A 20,421-nucleotide genomic window follows, 5' to 3' on the forward strand; every position below is an offset into this window, starting at 1 on the left:
GGCCATTCCCTTAATTTTATTAACTTCTAACCGATAATGCTGTCTGCTGCTACCATACTGAGCTTTTTGCTATTGTTCACCGGGCATAAAAATCCACGCCCGGAGAGCCGGCATTATACTGTCATACAGCTGAATTTCGAAGAAAAGCAAGCACCCGCACCGCCCGGATCCGATACTATTTATTATGATTTCGAAAGAAAACTGCAATGGGAGGATTTTCAGGCAAAGCCTTCGCCCAACGGCCCCAGCGCTGCAGTTTCCTACACCAGCTTCGCCTATGAGGGCAACAGCAACCTGGTAAATGATACCCTCCGGATCACGCTAAATCTTCAGGTGTTCTTCATAAAAAGCGCGTCGTGGGTAAGGCCGGAAGCACGGAACAGCTATGCCCTGGCACATGAACAACTTCATTTCGATATTACCCGCCTGGTGGTGGAACGGTTTAAACAGAAGCTCCGGCAAACCGCATTGAACCGCGACGACTATGATAGTATCATACAATATCAGTACCTTCAGTCTTTCCGGGAAATGAACCGCCTCCAGTACCGTTTCGACCAGGAAACCCACCACGGACTGAACGCTGCAGAACAAATCCGCTGGCGGGATAAAGTAAATGTGGGTCTGAAAAATAACGGCGTGCTTCCGGAAGAACTGGGTATTGAAGGCATTAACTTCAGACCCATACAATAACAACCCGTTTTAACGTTTATTCATAGCGGTTATGCAGCATAAAAAAGGATCTATGCAACCAAATAATTTTTACCACTCATTGCTCACTGGCTTAGTGCTCATTTTTTTGATGTCTGCCTGTAATAAAAAAGATAGTAATACCCCGCGAAACCGCGGAGGTGATGGCGTAACCGGCTCCGTCAACGACAGCGTCTTTTTCATCGCAAAAGATATATACCTCTGGAACGACGTTTTGCCCGACTCGGCAACGTTCAAACCCAATCAATATGCAAATCCGATCGTGCTGTTTAACGCATTGAGAACCTATAAAAAAGACGCTTCCGGCAATAATCTCGACAGGTACAGCTTTGTAGACAACGGCGGCACCTCCAGGGCCTTACAGGAAGGGATTGCGGGCGACATGGGCTTTGAAGTAGGCTATCAAACGGATTCTACCTTGTTTGTGGTGTATGTATACCCCGGCTCTCCGGCCGGTAAAGCTGGTATTAAAAGAGGCTGGCAGTTAATTGACGTAAATGGGGTTACCCGCTTCCGGGTAAATGATGGTACTACGGATAATATGCTGAATACCGCCTTCGGCAGTGCCAGCGCCTCCTGGGGTTTCCGTAAACCAGACAACACTACCCAGCAGTTTAATTTAAGCCGTGTAGATTATAAGTTGAATCCTATTCTTTATTCTCATTTATATGACTTTAACGGCAATAAAATCGGCTACTTTGTTTTTAATAACTTCGTAGCATTATCCGACGTAAAAGCGCAGATAGACTCGATTTTTGACGCTTATACAAAGGCAGGAGTAAAGCAGGTGGTTATTGATCTGCGATATAACGGCGGTGGGCTGATTGAAACGGCAGAATACCTGGCCAACATCCTGGTGCCTGCAGCCAAAAGCAATACCACCATGTATTCCCAGTATTTCAATAACAACGTGAATACTAACAATTATGGCCCCTACTTCAAATACATGAAAGCCGTACCATATTACCCCAGCGTAAACTGGTCGGATATCTTCTACAGCGAAGCTACTACCTATAAAACAGCGAAGTTCCAGAAAAGCGGCGCACTTGCCTTAAACAAAGTTACATTCCTGGGTACACGTAATACCGTATCTGCCAGCGAACTGCTGTACAATGTGCTGAAACCTGTGATGACCACCAAACTGGTAGGAAGCAACACTTATGGCAAACCTGTTGGTTTCATTAATATCTCTTTTGGTAAATATGATATGTATGCGGTTAACTTCCAGACAAAAAACTCGGCTAACGAAGGCGATTATTTCAGTGGCCTTCCGGCAGATATAAAAGCAGAGGATGATTTCTCGCTCGACTGGGGCGCCTTCAGCGACCCCTTATTACGCGCGGCACTCATTGATATGGGAGTTGACGCCGGCTCACTGGGCCGTGCAGCAAAATTAAACGGTAACAGGCTGGCTGTAACACCGGCCAACAGGCTGGAATCCACTAAATTTAAAGGGATGATACAAACCATCCGGCAATAATATTTACTGCCGGTAGTTCCTTTTTGCGGAACTACCGGTCTTCTCTTTTACATCGTTTTAGCGCCACTGTATTTGTTCTCCGGCATATCGCTGTCAAGCTTCTTCACCACTTCCAGCACCGCCTGTACTGCCCTGTAATAAAAAGAATGATTAATGCGGGAATATTCATCAGAGAGATGATGGTAATCCGGGTGATCTTCCACGCCGAAGTACAGGAACGGGATCTTTTGTTTAAAGAATTCATACTGATCGCTCTGTTTCGTCCAGTCGTCTGTACCACTTTCCGGTTTATCATGACCAGCTATTAGTTTCACGCTGCTGCGGGCAGCCACATCATCGGTATACTTCTTCAGATCCGGAAACTGGAATGTGCCGCATACATACAATTCGTTTTTGTCGTTATGGGCAATCATATCCATGTTAATATTCTGCCGGATTTGTGTAAGCGGCACCGGGGACTGTGCTACAAAGGCTTTAGCTCCCTGAAGTCCTTCCTCTTCTCCATCAAAAGCGGCGAAAATAAGGGTATAGCGGGGCGGGTGCGTTTTAAAATAAGCAGCCATTGCCAATAATCCGCCTATGCCGGAAGCGTTGTCGTCTGCGCCGTTATACACGGTATCCGCACCATTTGTTTTGGAGGTAATACCAAGATGATCATAATGCGCAGAAATAACAATCACCGTATTCAGCTTACCGGGGATATAGCCGTACAGGTTAGTGCCCATAATCTTCTTATCTCCTTCCTGGAAATAGAAAGGATATTCGTAGGTATCGTGATAAGCGGATAAGCCAATTTTTTTGAAGCGGTCGAGGATATAGAATTGCGCCATACGGCTGCCGCGGGTACCCGTTTTCCGGCCTTCCATCTTATCCGCGGAAAGCGTTTTCACATCTTTCATCAATTGCATGGAATCAACGGAAGTTTGCGCAATCACAGGCAGCGCAAAAAGCAGGCAAAAGCTGTAACAAAGCCATTTCATAAACATTGCATTTATGGTTAACTATACCTGCAATGTACAAGATATTATTTGAAGATATTAAAGATGATCAAACTGCACACATAGGCCAGCGCAGTCATGTAAACAAGCTGTATCAGCGGGTATTTCCATGATTTGGTTTCACGTTTTACAATGGCCATCGTACTCATACACTGCATGGCAAACGCATAAAAAATCATTAAGGACAACCCGGAGGCCAGCGTGTATACCGGCGCTCCATCAGGCCAGGTAGCCGACGACAGTTTTTCCCGGAGGGTAGCGTTATTGTTGTCCGGATCTTCTCCCACACTGTAAAGGGTGGCCATGGTACCCACAAACACTTCGCGGGCGGCAAAAGAGGTGATCAGTGCAATGCCGATTTTCCAGTCAAATCCCAGCGGACGGATGGCCGGCTCAATGGCATGGCCGAGTACCCCTGCATAGGAATTGGATAATTTGGCAGATTGAAATTCCTTATTCAGCACTGCTGCTTCGGGAGATTCAGCAGGCACTTTCGCGAGAAGTTGTTCATATTTGGCATGTACCGGCTCCATTCTGCTGGCAGGACCATAAGAAGCCAGGAACCAGAGGATTACAGATATTACCACAATCACCTTCCCGGCGTCTTTCACAAATATTTTCGCTTTCTCCACCATGGTGGTTCCCACATTGGCCCAGCGCGGGGAGCGGTAAACCGGTAACTCCATGATGAAGTAACTCTTTTCTTTGATGCGTACAAACAGCTTCATGATAGCTGCAATGAAGATGGCCATGAAGAAGCCCAACAGGTAAAGCCCCATCATAATAAGTCCCTGCAGGCCAAGGATACCGAAGATCCGCTTGTCGGGGATGACCAGCGCAATCATCATGGTATAAATAGGCAACCTCGCAGAACAACTCATTAAAGGCGTTACCATAATAGTGATAAGCCGTTCCTTTTTATTCTCAATAGTACGGGTGGCCATGATAGCCGGTACGGCACAAGCCACTCCGCTGATCAGCGGCATCACAGACTTTCCGTTTAATCCCACCTGCCGCATCAGGCGATCCGTCAGGAAACTGATACGGGCCATATAGCCGGTATCCTCCAGTATGGTGATCAGGCCAAACAGGATCATGATCTGGGGAATAAACACGGCAAAACCGCTGATACCAGCCAGGATCCCATTGATGAAGAAGTCGGTAACTTTATTATCGGGGAGGATATTGCTCAGCCATCCGCTCAGCGCGCCAAAGCCGCCTTCGATCCAGTCCATCGGGTATGAAGCCAGCCAGAAAATGCTTTGGAACAGGAGGAACATCACTACCAGCAGAATTACGTATCCCCAGAAACGGTGCAGCAGGAGGTCGTCTATTTTTTCAGAACGCAATTGCTTCTGCAGCGGATCATTTTCCACTACCGTTGCTTTCATGATATGTTTGATCCGGCTATACCGCTGCATGATCTCTTCGGCCTGGATCTTTGTTTTATTAAACTGGTATGTTTCCAGCGCGCCATGAATCGCCTTTTTCTGTGTAATGTCTATAAAAGGCAGGTCGTCTACGTTAACGGCTATATGTAAAGCGCCGTAATCACTTTTCACCGGTACTGTTTTACGTACCTCGTCAATCACGTCTTTAGCCAATGCGTTGTTATTAATAAAATCCCTGGGAGGAGTGCTGTAATGGGAACGCATCGACAGGTCTATTACTTTCTTGATTTCCGTCACCCCTTTATTTTTTCTTGGGTTGATGGCTACTACGGGTACGCCCAGTTCCCTTTCCAGTCCGTCCAGATCTATCTCCACTCCTTTTTTACGGGCAATGTCCATCATGGTGAGGGCTATGATGACCGGGATTTTGAGATCAATGATCTGGGAACAGAATAACAGGTTACGTTTCAGGTTGGAAGCATCCGCTACAATGATCACGAGGCGGGGGGTATCTTCGTTTTGCTGGTTAATCAGCACATCATAGGTAACATATTCATCAGCGCTTTTCGGATACAGGCTATAAGTTCCCGGCAGGTCGATAATATTGGCTGTTACGCCTGATACTATCTGAGCTACCCCGGTTTTTTTATCTACCGTTACACCCGGAAAATTACCCACCTTCTGGTTTAAGCCGGTGAGCGCATTAAAAAGGGAACTTTTACCACTATTCGGATTACCTACCAGCGCGATGTTTATGGGAGCCTGCATTCCTTATCTTATCCTATTTATTAATATTAATTGCTGAAGATGCAAAGTTAAACATTAATCAGCCGGCGGAATGATCCGATCGGGAAAATCTCAGAATGGTAATTTGCCGGAAAAGATAAAGCGAAAACAGTGGCTTGTTTTCGCTTTATCTTTTTAAAAATTAATTATTTATATAGATTAACTGTGAAACATGTTAATGAGGGAATAGGCCAGGAAAGATACATCGCCTTCGATGGGCTGGTTCTTTTTCACTGCTTTAACTGCATTTTCAGCGGCGGGTCCCTTGTAACGGTAGCCTTCATTGGAAGAGTCGGTATTTGCCTTTTCCGGAGCCGGTTTCTTTTCGTTGACGTCGTCGGTACCATCGGGTGTCATTTTCAGGTTCAATGGTCCGGGCTGGTCATTATCGAAATCGTTATCCCAGTCGCCATTGTCGTTACGGTCGTACCGGCTGAAGTCATAGTTACGGTATACTTCGCGGTCTATTTCAATATTCTTTCCTACCGGTACTTTAATGGTTACTGTAATACGCTGGCCGCGGTACTTGGAGTGCGGCGGCAGGGAAAACCCTTCCGGCAGGTACAGTACTGAATCCTGTTGGTTCAGGTGGAACGCTATATCATGAGCCAGCATTTTTGCCTGTTGTACAGTGCGGCCCCTGGAAAAGCGGGACACATCTACCGAGAAACTGTCCGTCAGGCTTTTTTCAACCCTTATCCGGATGTAGTTGATCAACACGGTATCGTCTGCGATCAGTAAGTGATCATCAAAGAAGCTGATGTCATCACCATTGATTTCAGACAGGATACCGGGTGTTCTTTTCAGTATCAGCTTACCTTTCGATGGCTGTTGAATAGCGATTGCTTCCGTTTCAGTTGCCGGTCTTCTGAAATCTTTTACAAAGGACGTAGCAATGATGGCGGCAAAAGCCAGTCCGAGTAACCACAGGAAGGTTAAGGTATAACCTGCATAGCGGTTGCCTTCTTTTACGCCGGTGAGTTTACGGATGATGAATATAACCAGTGCAACAATCGGAATGCCTATGAGCAATCCAACTGCAGGCCACAACAATGCGCTTTGCACCGGGGCGCCGAGTAACAGATCCTTGATGGGGAAAAGGGCCGCGGAAGTGGCTGCAATGGCTATTCCTGCCACTATCAGGCAGATCAGCATCACTACAGCGAAGAAGTAAAAGAACCCTTTGGTAACAGCTACCAACACTTTACCTAATCCACTTGCCAGGCTCACAAAAAAGCGTTCGATATCACTACCTACCTGCTTGCCGCGGCCCTGAGAAAAATTTCGGATATCATCTCCTACATTTTTCACCTGGCCTTTCATATGATTTAATTCTTCCTGGATGGTGGACTTGATGGTGTTCAGGTCTACCTTCTCTCCTCTCATTTCCAGCTTCTCCGCTGCCGTGTCGGCAGACGGAGTTGCTATCCAGAGGATGAAGTATACAAGGATACCGGTACCAAAGCCACCGATCGCCAACAGGGCGAATATGATACGGAAGATCACCGGATCGATGTTGAAATAAGCGCCTAATCCGCTACATACGCCACTCAGCACCTTATTTTCCGGATCGCGGTACAGGCGTTTGCGTGGGCGGGGAATATAACCTGCAAACGGATCCTCTTCCTTTGTCTGTTGGGTGCTTTCGCCGGCAGCGTCGTCGAATTGCTCCGGCGTACCCATGGAAGCTTTCACCGCAATTACATCTTCATCAGTAATACAATGAGCGCCTTTTTTCAATTTATCCTGGAATATTTCAGCAATGCGGCTTTCAATGTCAGACACGATTTCATCCCCGCCTTCCTCTTTCGAGAAATATTTTTTCAGGCTCCCGAGATACTGATTCAGTATCTCATACGCGCTATCCTCGATGGGGATAAGGCGACCTGAAAGGTTTATGTTGATTATCTTTTTCATTACCAGTTGATTTTAGGTTTTAGGTTAGTCTTCCTTTACAGGGGTGTACTATTTTGTGTTAATTGATGCACCGCATTGGCCAGTTCGTTCCAGGTACTTTCCAGTTCTTTATAAAAGGTTTCCCCTTTATCTGTCATGGAAAAATACTTCCGTGGGGGGCCTGAGCTGCTTTCTACCCAGCGGTAAGTGAGTAATTCCGCATTTTTCAATCTTGTTAATAAAGGATAAAGAGTGCCCTCCAGGATATCCAGCTTTGCTTCCTTCATCTTTTCGATGATATCTGAAGGGTAAGCTTCTCCTTGCTTAATGACGGACAATATGCAAAACTCCAGCACTCCCTTCCTCATCTGCGATTGTGTGTTATCAATGTTCATGGCAAGTGAGCTTTAATGTTTTTTTCTAATGGTGGTTTCTGATCAGTTATTAAAGTATGTGATAGCTATTCTTTCAACTTTACGATACAAAAATAGGAAACTTTTACTACTATGCAATACACAATACCATAGAAAGCAAAATAACTTGTTTAGAACGTTACCCGGCAAAGCCTATAAAACGCAATGCAGCTGCGGATCTTACCGAAAAATCGGGTTATAACACCAGCTACCGGATAATGATGACCGGTTTTTAGCCGGGATGAACGGAAAAGAACAGCTGGGGTCGCCTTTTTATGTTAAAATCCTTTAACATTATTTTAATTGGGATTATTTACCATTTATGGTTAACCTCTATTACATTTGCATTAAGCGTATTATACACATGAAGAAATTAATCGGCATATTCCTGCTGGCACTGATGGTGTCACAACTGCTTCCGATCAAGGAAGTAGGGAAGCTGTTGTTTAATAATCAGATTGTGGAAGAACACCCGGTTGATTGTGGTGGCGATCATATAAAGATTGCGAAAGAGCTGAAATTTTGTAAACAGTTTGACGAGATTCAGTTTAACCCATTGCTCATTCTTGGTATTTTACAATATCATTTAATGGAAGATATTCCCAGCAACCCTGCTCAGGAAATACATGCCCCTCCTCCCAATACGCACATCGCGTAATTTCGTTTTGCAGTTGTCATTACAACAGCTGTGTTTCTATTTTATTTATTACTGATTTTTTTCAAGCACTGCCCGCGCTACGTGTATCCATTAAGGCGATACCTGTATGTAGCCGTTAACGGGGAGTACTATTACATCATTGTAGCTTCCACGGTTGCAGCATTGGCTGCTATCCGGAAGCGTGATCCCTCAACGGAAAAGCAAATTTTATGAACAAGCAAATATCAATATTCTCTAATATAAAAGGCGATTTTTCAGCCGGCCTTGTTGTTTTCCTCATTGCGGTGCCATTGTGCCTGGGAATCGCCCTGGCCTCAGGAGCGCCCTTGTTTGCCGGTATGATTTCCGGTATCATTGGTGGCCTGGTAATCGGCTTTTTAAGCGGCTCGCAATTGAGTGTAAGTGGTCCTGCAGCAGGTCTTACCGCTGTTGTACTGGTGGCCATCACCAAACTTGGCGCCTTCGATGTATTCCTCCTGAGTGTGGTAATAGGCGGTGCCATCCAGCTTATACTGGGATTAATTAAAGCGGGAACAGTAGCCAACTACTTCCCTTCCAATGTAATCACAGGTATGCTTACCGCTATTGGTATCATCATTATCCTGAAACAATTACCGCACGCATTTGGCTATGATGCCGATTCGGAAGGTGATTTCAACTTTATTCAGGTAGATGGCGAAAATACTTTCAGCGCCCTGCTTTCCACGATTAACCACATTAATCTTGGCGCAACGCTGATCACCATTATCTCCATTCTCATTATTCTGTACTGGAGCAAGATCCCGAAGCTCAATGTAGTGCCAGCGCCACTGGTAGCAGTAATTACCGGCATATTGCTGAATACAGCATTTTCCGGCAGTGAGCTGCTGGCACTGGGATCTAATCACCTGGTAACTTTACCGGTAGCCGGTAGTTTTGGTGATTTCGTGAACCAGTTCACGCTCCCGAATTTCAGCGCCATCACTAACAAAGATGTTTGGATTACCGGCGCTACTATAGCAATAGTAGCTTCCGTGGAAACCCTGCTGAATGTGGAAGCTACCGAAAAACTGGATCCCCTGAAACGCCATACTTCTCCTAACCGGGAATTGAAAGCACAAGGTATTGGTAACATGATCAGTGGCTTAATTGGCGGTTTACCAATCACCTCTGTAATTGTACGTTCCAGCGCTAATATCAATGCCGGTGGTAAAACCAAACTGGCAACGATGACGCATGGTGCGTTATTACTGGTTTGTACTGCCCTGATCCCTGCGTTATTAAATAAAATTCCGCTGGCTACCCTGGCGGCGGTATTGCTGGTAACCGGTTACAAATTGTGCAAAATTTCCATTTTCAAGGAAATGTTCAAAAATGGTAAGTACCAATGGGTGCCTTTTGTTGTAACCGTATTAGCCATCGTGTTTACCGATCTGCTGGTAGGTATTGCATTGGGTATGGTTGTAAGTGTGCTCGCCATTTTACGTGGTAATATGAAAAGCTCTTACTATTTCCGCAAGGAAAAATACCATAGCGGCGACAGCATCCGCCTGGAACTGGCACAGGAAGTTTCTTTCCTGAACAAGGCCAGCATCCTGCTTACGCTGGATCATATGCCTGAAAATATTACACTGGTGATTGATGCACACAAAACTGCGTACATCGATTTTGATGTGTTGCAGACTATCCGCGAATTCAAAGACATCAAAGCACCACAAAAAAATATCAAAGTGATCCTGACGGGATTTAAATCCGTGTACAACATTCAAAATACACCAGACCTTTCTGTTGAAGAACAGTCGAGGCTGAATTCCCCGCAGGTACACACTATTTCTTCCGGTAACCATAAAGAGTTACTGAAAGAACTGCAGTTAAATTAAAGGCAGGTCCGCCTTTAATGTAAAAACGTAACGGAAACCATGCTTATATCCGTTCATTTTTCAATTTCAAAAAATGACAATTATGAAGACACTGAATAAAATATCTCAAGCCAATATATCTCCTAAAAAAGCACTGGAATTGCTGCAGGCCGGTAACACCCGGTTTGTGGAAAACCTTCGCCTGAACCGCAACCTGCTGCAAATGGTGAACGACACTTCCGACGGACAATGGCCCATGGCAGCTATCGTTAGCTGTATGGACTCCCGTACCTCTGCAGAGCTGATCTTTGATCAGGGATTAGGCGACATCTTCAGTATCCGTTTAGCCGGCGCCGTTATTTCCGATAACGTACTTGGCAGTCTCGAATATGCCTGTAAGGTAGCTGGCTCCAAATTCATCGTGGTGTTGGGTCATACAAAATGCGGCGCTATCAAGGGCGCCTGCGATTCCATAGAAATGGGTAACCTCACCGGGCTGTTAAACAAAATAGCCCCGGCTGTATTTGCAGAGAAAACCATCAAACAGGACCGCAACTCCCATAACGGCGAATTTGTGGAAGCGGTAAACGCAATCCATGTACAACGCTCTGTGCAGGCCATTATGGAACAAAGCAACATTCTCCGTGAAATGATCCAGAAAGGAGAAGTAGGTATTATAGGCGCGATTTACGACGTAGAAACCGGGATCGTAAGCTTTATGGAGCAGACGCTGATCCTGGAAAATAACAGACCGGAAGGAGCAACAGCAGTAGCTGTTTAAGCTGTCCGCCTTTTATAGAAGAGAATAAATTTGCTTTTTCATAAAAAAGAGGGAGACCCTGATAACACGTTAGATCAATTATTTAAAGGCATTGATCTGACTGTTATCAGCGGTCTCCTTTTTTTATATCTGTTGCAACCGCGTGGCAGCCTGTTCCAGCGTAGCCTGTTTCTTCGCAAAGCAAAACCGGATGACATGATCATCTTTTCCATCCTGGTAAAACGCAGATACCGGGATCACCGCCACTCCAAATTCTTTGGTCATACGGATAGCGAAGTCTTTGTCCCCTTCATCTGATATCCGGTCGTATTTCATCAGCTGGAAATAGCTTCCCTGGCTGGCCAACGGAGTAAAACGGGTACCTTTCATCAACTCAAGGAAATAGTCTCTTTTCTGCTGGTAAAACGCCGGTAACTCCAGGTAATGAGATGGCGTTTCCAGGAACTTAGCCAGTCCATACTGCATGGGGGTATTTACAGAAAAGCAAAGGTATTGGTGTACCTTCCGGTACTCCTTCATCAGGTGCTCCGGCGCTACACAATAGCCCATTTTCCAGCCGGTATTATGAAACACTTTTCCAAAAGAGAAGGTAACAAAGCTATTCCTGAAAATAGCGGGATAACGCAATACGCTGTGATGCTGTGCACCGTCGAAAACCAGGTGTTCATATACTTCGTCGGACAATACGATCAGGTTAAACTCATCCACCAGTTTTTCCAGTTCCTGCATATCATTTTCCTGTAAGATGCTCCCCGTTGGATTATGCGGGGTGTTCAGCATAATCATCCTGGTGCGGGGTGTGATTTTACTTCTTACTTCGTCCCAGTTGATCCGGTAGCCCGGAAACGAAAGGGAAATGAGCACGGGCACTCCCCCGTTTACCAATACATTGGGAATATAACTGTCGTAGGCTGGTTCAAAAATGATCACTTCATCACCCGGATGTATACACGTAGCAATGGCCGTAAAAATAGCATAGGTGCCCCCGGGTGTAATAGTAATTTCCGAATCGGGATGTACCTGCTGCTGGTAAAGACTACTGATTTTTGTGGCAATAGCATTACGTAACTGCGGAAGGCCCGGCATAGGGGCGTATTGATTATGACCTTGCTGCATGGCTTCATTTACCATGGCTTTCAGTTCATCACTGCAGTCGTAATCGGGAAATCCCTGGGAGAGGTTAATTGCCTGGTGGGAGGCCGCCAGTGCGGACATGACGGTAAATATGGTGGTGCCTACGTTGGGCAGTTTTGAGATCATTGCCGGATTTTTTGATATTGAAATTCAGACATCTGCTGGTGAGAAACTCTTTTCAGCCACTAAATATCTGAATTTCAATATCAAAAATCACAAAAATATTTACAGGAACTTCTCGCCTTTGTTGCGCTTGATTTCCCCTACATATTCTTTGATCTGTTGTTCATTTTCTTTTTTGCAGATAAGCAGTACATCGTTTGTATCGATTACGATGAACTCATCCAGGCCCTGTAACAGCACCAGTTTATCGTTAGGTACTTTCACCATGCATTTGGTAGCGTCTATCACCACTACGTTTTTACCCTGCACTGCATTGCCGAGGTAATCCTTTTCGAGGTTCTCATAGGCGGAAGCCCAGGTACCCAGATCACTCCATCCGAAATTGGCGGGGATTACATATACGTTGCTGGCTTTTTCCATGATACCGTAATCGATAGAGATATTGGTACACTGCGGATATACTTTCTCCATTACCTCTTTTTCCTGGGGGGTATTGAGTGCGGGTGTAGCCTGTTCAAACAGTTCATCTATCTCCGGAAGATATTGTTTAAAAGCTGCCAGGATGGTTTTTACATTCCATACAAAGATGCCGGCGTTCCAGAGGAAATCACCGCTTTGCAGGAACGTTTTGGCCAGTTCCAGGTTGGGCTTTTCTGTGAAGGTTTTCACCTGGTATACGTTATCCGCCACGTGTTGTGGTTCAAACTGGATATAGCCGTAACCGGTATCCGGGCGGGTAGGTTTAATGCCTAGTGTAACCAGGGCGCTGTTTTTCTGCACAAACAGCAGCGCATTTAAACAGGAATTGGTAAACGCCGGTCCATCCATGATCAGGTGATCTGCCGGCGCACAAATAATATTGGCCAGCGGGTCCTGTTTATGGATTTTATGGGAAATGTAAGCAACACAGGGAGCTGTATTTTTACGGGATGGTTCGCTCACAATATTGGCTGTGGGCAATTCCGGCAACTGATCACTCACCTTGCTGTTATATTGATGGTGGGTTACCACGAATATATTTTCCTTTGGGATGAACTGCGCGAAGCGTTCATAAGTCCATTGGAGCAGGGTTTTTCCTGTGTTCAGGATATCCAGGAACTGCTTGGGATTGTCTGTGCGGCTATGGGGCCAGAACCGGCTGCCTATTCCCCCTGCCATTATTGCCACGTAAAAATGGCTGTTCAGCTGTGTCATTTCTAAATAATTCCTTCTCTGATTAAATCATGTAAGTGAATAATACCTTGATACCGTTCACCGTCCATTACCAGCAGTTGGGTAATATCGTGCTGGCGCATCATCTCTAAAGCGTTGATGGCCAATTGATCCTGCTGGATCATTTTCGGGTGAAGCGACATTATATCTTTTGCCGTTACAGCTGCTGTAGGAACATCTTTCTCCAGCATTCTGCGCAGGTCGCCATCTGTAATGATACCCTGAAGTAATCCATTTTCGTCCACTACGGCAGTAACGCCCAGCATTTTGGATGAAATTTCCACAATCACCTCTCTCAATGAGCTGTTTGCTGATACCTGCGGGGCTTTGTGCTGTTTGCTGAGATCCCCGACCTTAAGGTACAATTTCTTTCCTAAAGCGCCTCCGGGATGGAACTTGGCAAAATCTGCAGCAGTAAATCCGTGCCATTCTATCAGGCAAACGGCCAGGGCGTCTCCCATCACCAGCTGTGCCGCCGTACTGGTAGTGGGCGCCAGGTTATTTGGGCAGGCTTCCTTACTAACCGTGGTATTGAGTACAAAATCGGCTTCCTGGGCTAAAAACGAGCTGGTATTCCCCACCATGGCAATTAAAGTGTTGCCAAAGTTCTTCACCAGGGGAACAAGCACCTTTATTTCGGCGGAAGTACCGCTTTTGGAGATGCACATTACCACATCTTCCTCGCGGATCATGCCCAGATCTCCGTGAATGGCATCTGCTGCATGCATGAAAAGGGCCGGCGTACCGGTAGAATTAAATGTAGCCACTATTTTCTGGGCAATAATGGCGCTTTTACCAATGCCTGTCACCACCAGTCTCCCCTGGCAATGAGAGATCCTTTCAACAACTCTTTCAAAATCTGCATCTATAAAATGCTGCAAATCATTAATAGCTGATGCCTCCATCGCAATTGTGCGCCTGGCTACCTGTCCTATATTGATAGTTTGATTCCTTTTCATGTCGATTTACAAATTTATCATTTTTTAACCAGCACTGGAGCGGTCAAGTAATTTATATTGATACTCCGCGCTTTTTTAAGTAACTTCGTGTCCCCTAAAAAACATATAAATATATTTCGTCATTTGTTGGTTCTTTAGAGTTAAAATTTGAATGCAATGGCTGTTGTTAAGGAACGTTTGATGGATGCATTACGCGAACACTTCGGGTTCGATTCCTTTAAGGGAAATCAGGAAAAAATTATAAATAGCATCCTCTCAGGCAAAGATACTTTTGTGATAATGCCAACCGGCGGAGGTAAATCATTATGCTATCAACTACCGGCGCTGATGCGACCGGGTTGTGCGCTAATCGTTTCACCCCTTATTGCGCTGATGAAAAACCAGGTAGACCTGGTTAGAGGCTACAGCAGTAAGGACAATGTGGCACATTTTCTAAACTCCACCTTATCCAAGGCGCAGATCAAGAAAGTGCGGGCCGACCTGACGGCGGGAAAAACCAAGCTGCTCTACGTAGCTCCGGAAACCCTCACCAAACAGGAAAACCTCGATTTCTTCAAGGAACTGGAAATCTCTTTTATTGCAGTAGATGAGGCACACTGTATTTCTGAATGGGGACATGACTTCCGGCCGGAATACCGCCGCCTGAAGGAAATGATCGACCAGATCAGCGATAACCTGCCTATTATTGCCCTGACCGCTACTGCTACCCCGAAGGTGCAAAGCGACATTGTAAAGAACCTGTGTCTGAACAAGGCCAACATCTTTATTTCTTCCTTTAACCGCCCCAACCTGTATTATGAAATCAGGCCCAAACGCAAAAAGGATCAAACCATCAAGGATATTGTTAAGTTCATTCATCAGCATAAAGGCAAAAGCGGTATCATTTACACGCTGAACCGTAAAACTACCGAGGAACTGGCAGATATGCTGGTGGCCAACGGCGTTAAAGCGGTAGCCTACCACGCCGGCCTGGACCCTACTACCCGGGCACAACGCCAGGATATGTTCCTGCATGAAGATACAGAGGTAATTGTGGCTACCATTGCATTCGGAATGGGAATCGACAAGCCCGACGTACGGTTCGTGATCCACTACAATATTCCCAAAAGCCTGGAAAACTACTACCAGGAAACCGGCCGCGCCGGCAGGGACGGACTGGAAGGACATTGTATCTGCTACTACTCCCATAAGGATGTGCAGAAGCTCGAACACCTTATGCGCGATAAGTCGCTCAGCGAACGTGAAATGGGCGCACAGCTCATTAACGAAACCGTTGCATACGCCGAAAGCGCGGTATGCCGCCGCAGGGTTATCCTTCACTATTTCGGAGAACATTACGAAACCGAGAATTGTGGCCAGTGCGATAACTGCCGTAACCCGAAAGAAAAAATAGAAGTCAGGAACCGCGTGGTGATCATGCTGAAAGCCATCCGCTCCCTCGAAGAGCGCTTTGGCAGCGAATATGTGATCAATATCATCACCGGGAAAACCAGCCCCCAGATCAGCACCTACCGTCATGATAAACTGGAGGTGTTTGGAGAAGGAAAAGAATTTGATGCGCACTTCTGGAACTCCCTGATGCGCCAGATGATGCTGGAAGGACTGATAGAGAAGGATATTGAAGAATACGGCCTGCTTAAAGTGACCGACAAGGGCGCCAAATTCCTCAAAAAGCCCTACTCCATCATGGTTGCGCTGAATCACCAGTTTGATGAAGACACCCTGGATGAAGAAGAGGAAGCCGCCGCGGAAGCACAGGCATCTGCAGATCCGGCATTGTTTGAAATGCTGAAGGAACTGCGCAAGAAAGTATCCAAGGAAAAGAACCTTCCCCCGTTTGTTATCTTCCTGGAAACTTCCCTGGAAGATATGGCTACACAATACCCTACTACCGTTCAGGAACTGGAAAAAATCCAGGGCGTGAGCAAAGGGAAAGCTGTTCGCTACGGCAAACAGTTCCTGGATGTAATCACTAAATACGTAGAGGAAAATAATATCACCAAGCCGGACGATTTCGTTATGAAAAGCGTGGTGAATAAAAGCGGGATGAAAGTATTTATTATCCAGAATATCGATAAGAAAATACCGCTCGAAACCATTGCTAAAAATAAGGAACTCTCCCTCTCCCAGTTACTCGACGAAATGGAAACCATTGTTGCCAGTGGTACCAAACTGAACATCGATTACTGCCTGGATGAAGAACTGGATGATTATGCACAAGATGAAATCATGGAGTATTTCAAAGGCTGTGAAACTTCCAGTCTCGCCCTGGCCAGGGAAGAACTGATTGAAAATGATTATTCGCTGGAGCAACTGAAGCTGATGCGTATAAAATTCCTGGTGGTATACGGCAACTAGTCCGGCTACAAGTACAACAGATGAACATTAAACAAATACAGGAAGCCATTGCTTCCGGGAGGGAGAAAGTAGTATCACACCCGTTATACGCGGAGCTGCAAACATTGGATGATGTTCGCACTTTCATGCAGTATCATGTATATGCCGTATGGGACTTCATGTCTTTATTGAAGGGACTGCAGCAACAACTTACCTGTGTAAATGTACCCTGGGTACCCGTGGGCAATGCAGCTACCCGTTACCTGATCAATGAAATTGTTACCGGTGAAGAAAGCGACGTGGATAAAGAAGGTAACCGCTGCAGCCATTTTGAACTGTATGAACGCGCCATGCAACAGGCCGGCGCCGATACCAGCCCGATAGAGGCGATTATAGCTGATATAAAGGCCGGAAAGCCCATTGAAAGGGTGCTGGCCACCGCCGACCTTCCTGAGGCCGTAACGGGTTTTCTTAGCTTTACATTTGAAGTGATTGCTACCGGTAAGGCACATATTATGGCCGCGGTGTTCACCTTTGGCAGGGAAGACCTTATTCCGGACATGTTCCTCGCACTGGTAAAAGACCTCGATCAGAAGTTTCCGGGCAAGCTGGATACCTTCATTTATTACCTGGAAAGACACATAGAAGTAGACGGTGACCACCACAGTCAACTGGCCATGCAAATGGTCAATGAATTATGTGGCACGGACAAAAATAAATGGGATGAAGCTGCTGAATACGCCTGCCAGTCGCTGTATTGGCGGCATGAACTTTGGAGCAGTATTCTCAATGAAAAAGTGATTTCGTAAAATTTTCTCAAAAAAATTTTGCAATTCGAAAGAATGTATTACTTTTGCAATCCCCTCACGAGAGAGGGCAATAAAAAACGGATGGTGCGGTAGCTCAGTTGGTAGAGCAAAGGACTGAAAATCCTTGTGTCGCCGGTTCGATCCCGGCTCACACCACAGAAAAAAGAGATCACAGAAATGTGGTCTCTTTTTTTGTTTATAGCCCTACGGTAATACTTAAATTTTTATTCGCACATACCTATTCACCGCAAGGCTACCCCACACTCAATAATTTTGCAAATTTTCGAACATCCCCTGCAAATAGATCAGGTTGTTCCATTGCCGTAAAGTGCCCTCCCCTGGGCATTTCAGTCCATTGCTGCACATTAAAGAGTCGTTCCGCGAATTCCCTGGGAGCCGGTACAACGTCCTGGGGGAATATAGCCACACCCGTAGGAACTTCCACTTTCTTAATTTCCATACTTTTCTCTTCCTGTTGTATTGAAACGGCCGCCTCATAATAGAGGCGCACTGTTGAAGTTATTGTTTGCGTAGCCCAGTAGATAGTAAGATTCGTAAGTAATTCATCTTTGGTAAAAGTATTTTCAAGCTTGCCATCACAACCACTCCAACTAAAGAACTTTTCTATCAGCCATGCCGCAAGCCCCACAGGCGAATCATTCAATCCATATGCCAGCGATTGCGGCTTCGTAGATTGTATTACGGCGTAACCTCCTTCGGTTTGACTCCATTGCTGACCGGTTTGCACGTATTTCTTTTCAGATGCCGTCAACGCATCCGGGGAGATAGAGAACAGATGACGCCAGGGGATATCGGTAAGATGAATACCTTTAAGAATTTGAGAATTATTAACCGCAATTTGCTCCGCAATGGTGCTACCCCAATCCCCACCATGCACTATAAAGGAGGAATAACCCAACTCCTCTGTCATCAATTTTGCAAACAAGGATGCTATGCGTTTTGGATTCATACCCGGCGATGTCGGAATATCCGAAAAACCATAGCCTGGTATGGATGGAACAACCACATCAAAGGAAAACCCATCATCATCAGGGGCAACCAACAGCGGAATTACTTTCAGGAACCGCATAAACGAATCCGGGTAACCATGTATCAACAAAAGAGGCACGCTTGTTTTGCCCTTGCCTTTTTCATGGATAAAATGAATTCCCTCCTTATCGATAGCTGTTTTAAAATGCGAAAACGAATTAAGAAAGGTTTCATTCTTTTTCCAATCGAAGTCGTGCAACCAATAATGGCACAACCCCTTTAAATAGGCAGCGTTCGTGCCCGCTTCCCACTTGTCATTATTAATCTCATTGGTCCAGCGTGTCGCCGCCAGGCGGTGACGTAAATCGTCGAGTATAGATACGTCGATGTTTATAACATAAGGCTGTTTCATAATTTCTGTTTATACTCTCCCAACAAAAATTGTGACACCTTGAATTGGCTGATTCCGATTTATCAGATGAATGCCCAAATACAACGTTTCTTTATTGCCCTTCTATGTTAACGGTTATTCCAAGTATTCGTCCTATGGCCTCTTTCACCTCCTCCACCCGCTCATTAAACCGCAACCCCGATTGGGTTACCAACCTTTCAAATATATGGATGCTCCCGTTTTCAACCAGCTGTTGCAGCCGGAATATGTTCTCCCCGCTTATTACTTTTTTATCATACCAGCTCGAGTATAAAACAAGATAATGAACCTCAAAAGCAGACTGGTTAAAATAAGACACGATTTGCCCGATGTCAAATGCACTGTTATCTATTACCAGGCTGACACTAAAAAGAAAAGAGGTATCCGATACTGCATGATACTCTATAACCGATTTAATGCGGCTGAGCTGGTCGTCTGACCGGCAGTACGGGTCCGGAGTATTTACGACAATAAAATTCTCCTTCCACAAAGCATCCAGTTTTATGGGTTGTTTGAACAGATAAAACCGCTTTCTCTGAAACAAGTTTTGTATCGTTCTTGTTTTGCCTGAGTGAGGATCACCAACAATGACAAATAATTTTCGTGGGTTAAAATTCATTCTCAAAAAAACACGGAAAACATCAAAAAAATGTTAACCAATTGTGAACAGGCTATACTTTTTCTGCCAGCCAGGCAATCAATTGCGCACAGGGGAAAAGTAACAGCTGCGCAAGTACCGTTCCGGCAATACGGGCAATTACCATATAGGCAACAAATCTCCTGAAAGCTCCCTGCGAAAGCTTCCCTAGTACCACATCATCCGTGAGTATAGATAAATGCGGATCAATAAACAATACCATCAGCACCGTGGCCATACCATTTATAACACCCGATAAATTGCTGGCTGTTGTTCTGTATTCTGGATTCAGATATGCAGCATACACACACGATAAAACCGAAATAGTTATTACAGCGCTGGCCAATACATTGTAGATAAAAATACGCCAGGGCATATCCCTGTTAGCAGGCAATTCCAGGAACTGCTCTTTTGTGGGCATCCGCATGCTTTCTTTCATGAACTGCATTCCGGCGCCGGATAGGCCAACATAAAATAACCTGGGAATAGATTTATGTACACTAAAATGCACCACCGCCTTAGACAGTAACCGCTGAAAAGTTGGGATCAGCAGTGCGCCAATTATAGCGCCAATGGTACAGGACAAAATAATATACCTGAATATCTCCATATTGGAGGAAAGCCCCTGTTTCAGGTCCTGCTCTACTGTTTTGGCCAGTAACGGCGCCTGCAACGTATTGGCGGTGCGGGATAAAAGGGCAAGAATATTAAATAAAGAAAAAGTAATGGCAATTCTACCGGTTTTTACCCCTACCAGCCTTACAGCATAAGACAACGTAGTTATCCCGTTAATAAACATCGTAAGGACAAGCACAATAATAATCTGAGTCGCCATTTTAGT

At 45.4% G+C, this 20,421-nt stretch carries 17 protein-coding genes and 1 tRNA gene; 8 read left to right on the forward strand and 10 right to left on the reverse strand.

From position 1 onward, the window contains the following. The first annotated feature begins 36 nt into the window (after positions 1–36). Together AB6805_RS07640 and AB6805_RS07645 are read left to right on the forward strand one after the other, a co-directional pair. Positions 37–690, forward strand: a complete 654-nt coding sequence (locus AB6805_RS07640) for a hypothetical protein (RefSeq protein WP_370908844.1) — start codon at positions 37–39, stop codon at positions 688–690. 52 nt (positions 691–742) lie between these two features. Further along, a complete protein-coding gene (locus tag AB6805_RS07645; RefSeq protein WP_370908845.1) occupies positions 743–2,188 on the forward strand; it encodes a S41 family peptidase in 1,446 nt (481 codons plus the stop codon). A gap of 47 nt (positions 2,189–2,235) precedes the next feature. Here the strand turns inward: AB6805_RS07645 and AB6805_RS07650 are convergent, their stop codons facing one another. The 4 genes from AB6805_RS07650 to AB6805_RS07665 form a co-directional block, all read right to left on the reverse strand. Beyond that, the gene (locus AB6805_RS07650; protein ID WP_370908846.1) at positions 2,236–3,168 is read right to left on the reverse strand and encodes a M28 family peptidase; all 933 of its coding nucleotides are present in this window, start codon (positions 3,166–3,168) and stop codon (positions 2,236–2,238) included. A 44-nt stretch (positions 3,169–3,212) separates the two neighbouring features. Then, on the reverse strand, positions 3,213–5,345 hold the full coding sequence (gene feoB / locus AB6805_RS07655; protein ID WP_370908847.1) for a ferrous iron transport protein B: 2,133 nt from the start codon (positions 5,343–5,345) through the stop codon (positions 3,213–3,215). Between the two features lie 177 nt (positions 5,346–5,522). Continuing rightward, positions 5,523–7,280, reverse strand: coding sequence for a PspC domain-containing protein (locus tag AB6805_RS07660; RefSeq protein ID WP_370908848.1), 1,758 nt, complete (start codon positions 7,278–7,280; stop codon positions 5,523–5,525). Between the two features lie 35 nt (positions 7,281–7,315). Beyond that, complete coding sequence (locus tag AB6805_RS07665; RefSeq protein WP_079471462.1) at positions 7,316–7,654, reverse strand: PadR family transcriptional regulator; 339 nt, start codon at positions 7,652–7,654, stop codon at positions 7,316–7,318. A gap of 382 nt (positions 7,655–8,036) precedes the next feature. Here AB6805_RS07665 and AB6805_RS07670 point away from each other — a divergent pair, with 382 nt between their 5' ends. From AB6805_RS07670 to AB6805_RS07680, 3 genes are all read left to right on the forward strand, one after another. Then, a complete protein-coding gene (locus tag AB6805_RS07670; protein ID WP_370908849.1) occupies positions 8,037–8,330 on the forward strand; it encodes a hypothetical protein in 294 nt (97 codons plus the stop codon). Between the two features lie 209 nt (positions 8,331–8,539). Continuing rightward, positions 8,540–10,189: a SulP family inorganic anion transporter gene (locus AB6805_RS07675; protein ID WP_370908850.1), complete on the forward strand. Its 1,650-nt coding sequence runs from the start codon at positions 8,540–8,542 to the stop codon at positions 10,187–10,189. An 82-nt stretch (positions 10,190–10,271) separates the two neighbouring features. Then, complete coding sequence (locus tag AB6805_RS07680) at positions 10,272–10,949, forward strand: carbonic anhydrase family protein (protein WP_370908851.1); 678 nt, start codon at positions 10,272–10,274, stop codon at positions 10,947–10,949. 123 nt (positions 10,950–11,072) lie between these two features. Here AB6805_RS07680 and AB6805_RS07685 read toward each other — a convergent pair whose 3' ends face one another. The 3 genes from AB6805_RS07685 to AB6805_RS07695 all read right to left on the reverse strand — a co-directional run bounded on the left by AB6805_RS07685 (position 11,073) and on the right by AB6805_RS07695 (position 14,377). Next, positions 11,073–12,209 carry a methionine aminotransferase gene (locus tag AB6805_RS07685; protein WP_370908852.1) on the reverse strand — a complete coding sequence of 379 codons (1,137 nt, stop codon included), beginning with the start codon at positions 12,207–12,209 and terminating at the stop codon, positions 11,073–11,075. Between the two features lie 99 nt (positions 12,210–12,308). Continuing rightward, complete coding sequence (locus AB6805_RS07690; protein ID WP_370908853.1) at positions 12,309–13,400, reverse strand: mannose-1-phosphate guanylyltransferase; 1,092 nt, start codon at positions 13,398–13,400, stop codon at positions 12,309–12,311. 2 nt (positions 13,401–13,402) lie between these two features. Then, positions 13,403–14,377, reverse strand: a complete 975-nt coding sequence (locus tag AB6805_RS07695) for an SIS domain-containing protein (protein WP_370908854.1) — start codon at positions 14,375–14,377, stop codon at positions 13,403–13,405. A 156-nt stretch (positions 14,378–14,533) separates the two neighbouring features. Between AB6805_RS07695 and recQ the strand changes: the two genes are divergently transcribed. The 3 genes from recQ to AB6805_RS07710 all read left to right on the forward strand — a co-directional run bounded on the left by recQ (position 14,534) and on the right by AB6805_RS07710 (position 17,679). Beyond that, complete coding sequence (gene recQ, locus AB6805_RS07700) at positions 14,534–16,735, forward strand: DNA helicase RecQ (protein WP_370908855.1); 2,202 nt, start codon at positions 14,534–14,536, stop codon at positions 16,733–16,735. 20 nt (positions 16,736–16,755) lie between these two features. Beyond that, the gene (locus AB6805_RS07705) at positions 16,756–17,523 is read left to right on the forward strand and encodes a DUF3050 domain-containing protein (RefSeq protein WP_370908856.1); all 768 of its coding nucleotides are present in this window, start codon (positions 16,756–16,758) and stop codon (positions 17,521–17,523) included. 83 nt (positions 17,524–17,606) lie between these two features. Next, positions 17,607–17,679, forward strand: a tRNA-Phe gene (locus AB6805_RS07710). A 97-nt stretch (positions 17,680–17,776) separates the two neighbouring features. Here AB6805_RS07710 and AB6805_RS07715 read toward each other — a convergent pair. The 3 genes from AB6805_RS07715 to AB6805_RS07725 all read right to left on the reverse strand — a co-directional run bounded on the left by AB6805_RS07715 (position 17,777) and on the right by AB6805_RS07725 (position 20,415). Beyond that, complete coding sequence (locus AB6805_RS07715; protein ID WP_370908857.1) at positions 17,777–18,925, reverse strand: epoxide hydrolase family protein; 1,149 nt, start codon at positions 18,923–18,925, stop codon at positions 17,777–17,779. A gap of 91 nt (positions 18,926–19,016) precedes the next feature. After that, positions 19,017–19,433 (reverse strand): hypothetical protein, encoded by a 417-nt coding sequence (locus tag AB6805_RS07720; protein WP_370908858.1) that lies wholly within the window; start codon positions 19,431–19,433, stop codon positions 19,017–19,019. 181 nt (positions 19,434–19,614) lie between these two features. Continuing rightward, positions 19,615–20,415, reverse strand: a complete 801-nt coding sequence (locus tag AB6805_RS07725; RefSeq protein ID WP_370908859.1) for a lipid II flippase Amj family protein — start codon at positions 20,413–20,415, stop codon at positions 19,615–19,617. Positions 20,416–20,421: the final 6 nt, after the last annotated feature.

The organism is Chitinophaga sp. RCC_12 (genome assembly GCF_041360695.1).
Classification (GTDB): domain Bacteria; phylum Bacteroidota; class Bacteroidia; order Chitinophagales; family Chitinophagaceae; genus Chitinophaga.

Bases quoted from the DNA above. Each gene is read 5' to 3' on its own strand.
- AB6805_RS07685 (WP_370908852.1), bottom strand. From the start codon at position 12,209: ATGATCTCAAAACTGCCCAACGTAGGCACCACCATATTTACCGTCATG.
- recQ (WP_370908855.1), top strand. From the start codon at position 14,534: ATGGCTGTTGTTAAGGAACGTTTGATGGATGCATTACGCGAACACTTC.
- AB6805_RS07665 (WP_079471462.1), bottom strand. From the start codon at position 7,654: ATGAACATTGATAACACACAATCGCAGATGAGGAAGGGAGTGCTGGAG.
- AB6805_RS07705 (WP_370908856.1), top strand. From the start codon at position 16,756: ATGAACATTAAACAAATACAGGAAGCCATTGCTTCCGGGAGGGAGAAA.
- AB6805_RS07690 (WP_370908853.1), bottom strand. From the start codon at position 13,400: ATGACACAGCTGAACAGCCATTTTTACGTGGCAATAATGGCAGGGGGA.
- AB6805_RS07725 (WP_370908859.1), bottom strand. From the start codon at position 20,415: ATGGCGACTCAGATTATTATTGTGCTTGTCCTTACGATGTTTATTAAC.
- AB6805_RS07660 (WP_370908848.1), bottom strand. From the start codon at position 7,280: ATGAAAAAGATAATCAACATAAACCTTTCAGGTCGCCTTATCCCCATC.
- AB6805_RS07680 (WP_370908851.1), top strand. From the start codon at position 10,272: ATGAAGACACTGAATAAAATATCTCAAGCCAATATATCTCCTAAAAAA.
- feoB (WP_370908847.1), bottom strand. From the start codon at position 5,345: ATGCAGGCTCCCATAAACATCGCGCTGGTAGGTAATCCGAATAGTGGT.
- AB6805_RS07650 (WP_370908846.1), bottom strand. From the start codon at position 3,168: ATGAAATGGCTTTGTTACAGCTTTTGCCTGCTTTTTGCGCTGCCTGTG.
- AB6805_RS07695 (WP_370908854.1), bottom strand. From the start codon at position 14,377: ATGAAAAGGAATCAAACTATCAATATAGGACAGGTAGCCAGGCGCACA.
- AB6805_RS07640 (WP_370908844.1), top strand. From the start codon at position 37: ATGCTGTCTGCTGCTACCATACTGAGCTTTTTGCTATTGTTCACCGGG.
- AB6805_RS07715 (WP_370908857.1), bottom strand. From the start codon at position 18,925: ATGAAACAGCCTTATGTTATAAACATCGACGTATCTATACTCGACGAT.
- AB6805_RS07675 (WP_370908850.1), top strand. From the start codon at position 8,540: ATGAACAAGCAAATATCAATATTCTCTAATATAAAAGGCGATTTTTCA.
- AB6805_RS07645 (WP_370908845.1), top strand. From the start codon at position 743: ATGCAACCAAATAATTTTTACCACTCATTGCTCACTGGCTTAGTGCTC.
- AB6805_RS07670 (WP_370908849.1), top strand. From the start codon at position 8,037: ATGAAGAAATTAATCGGCATATTCCTGCTGGCACTGATGGTGTCACAA.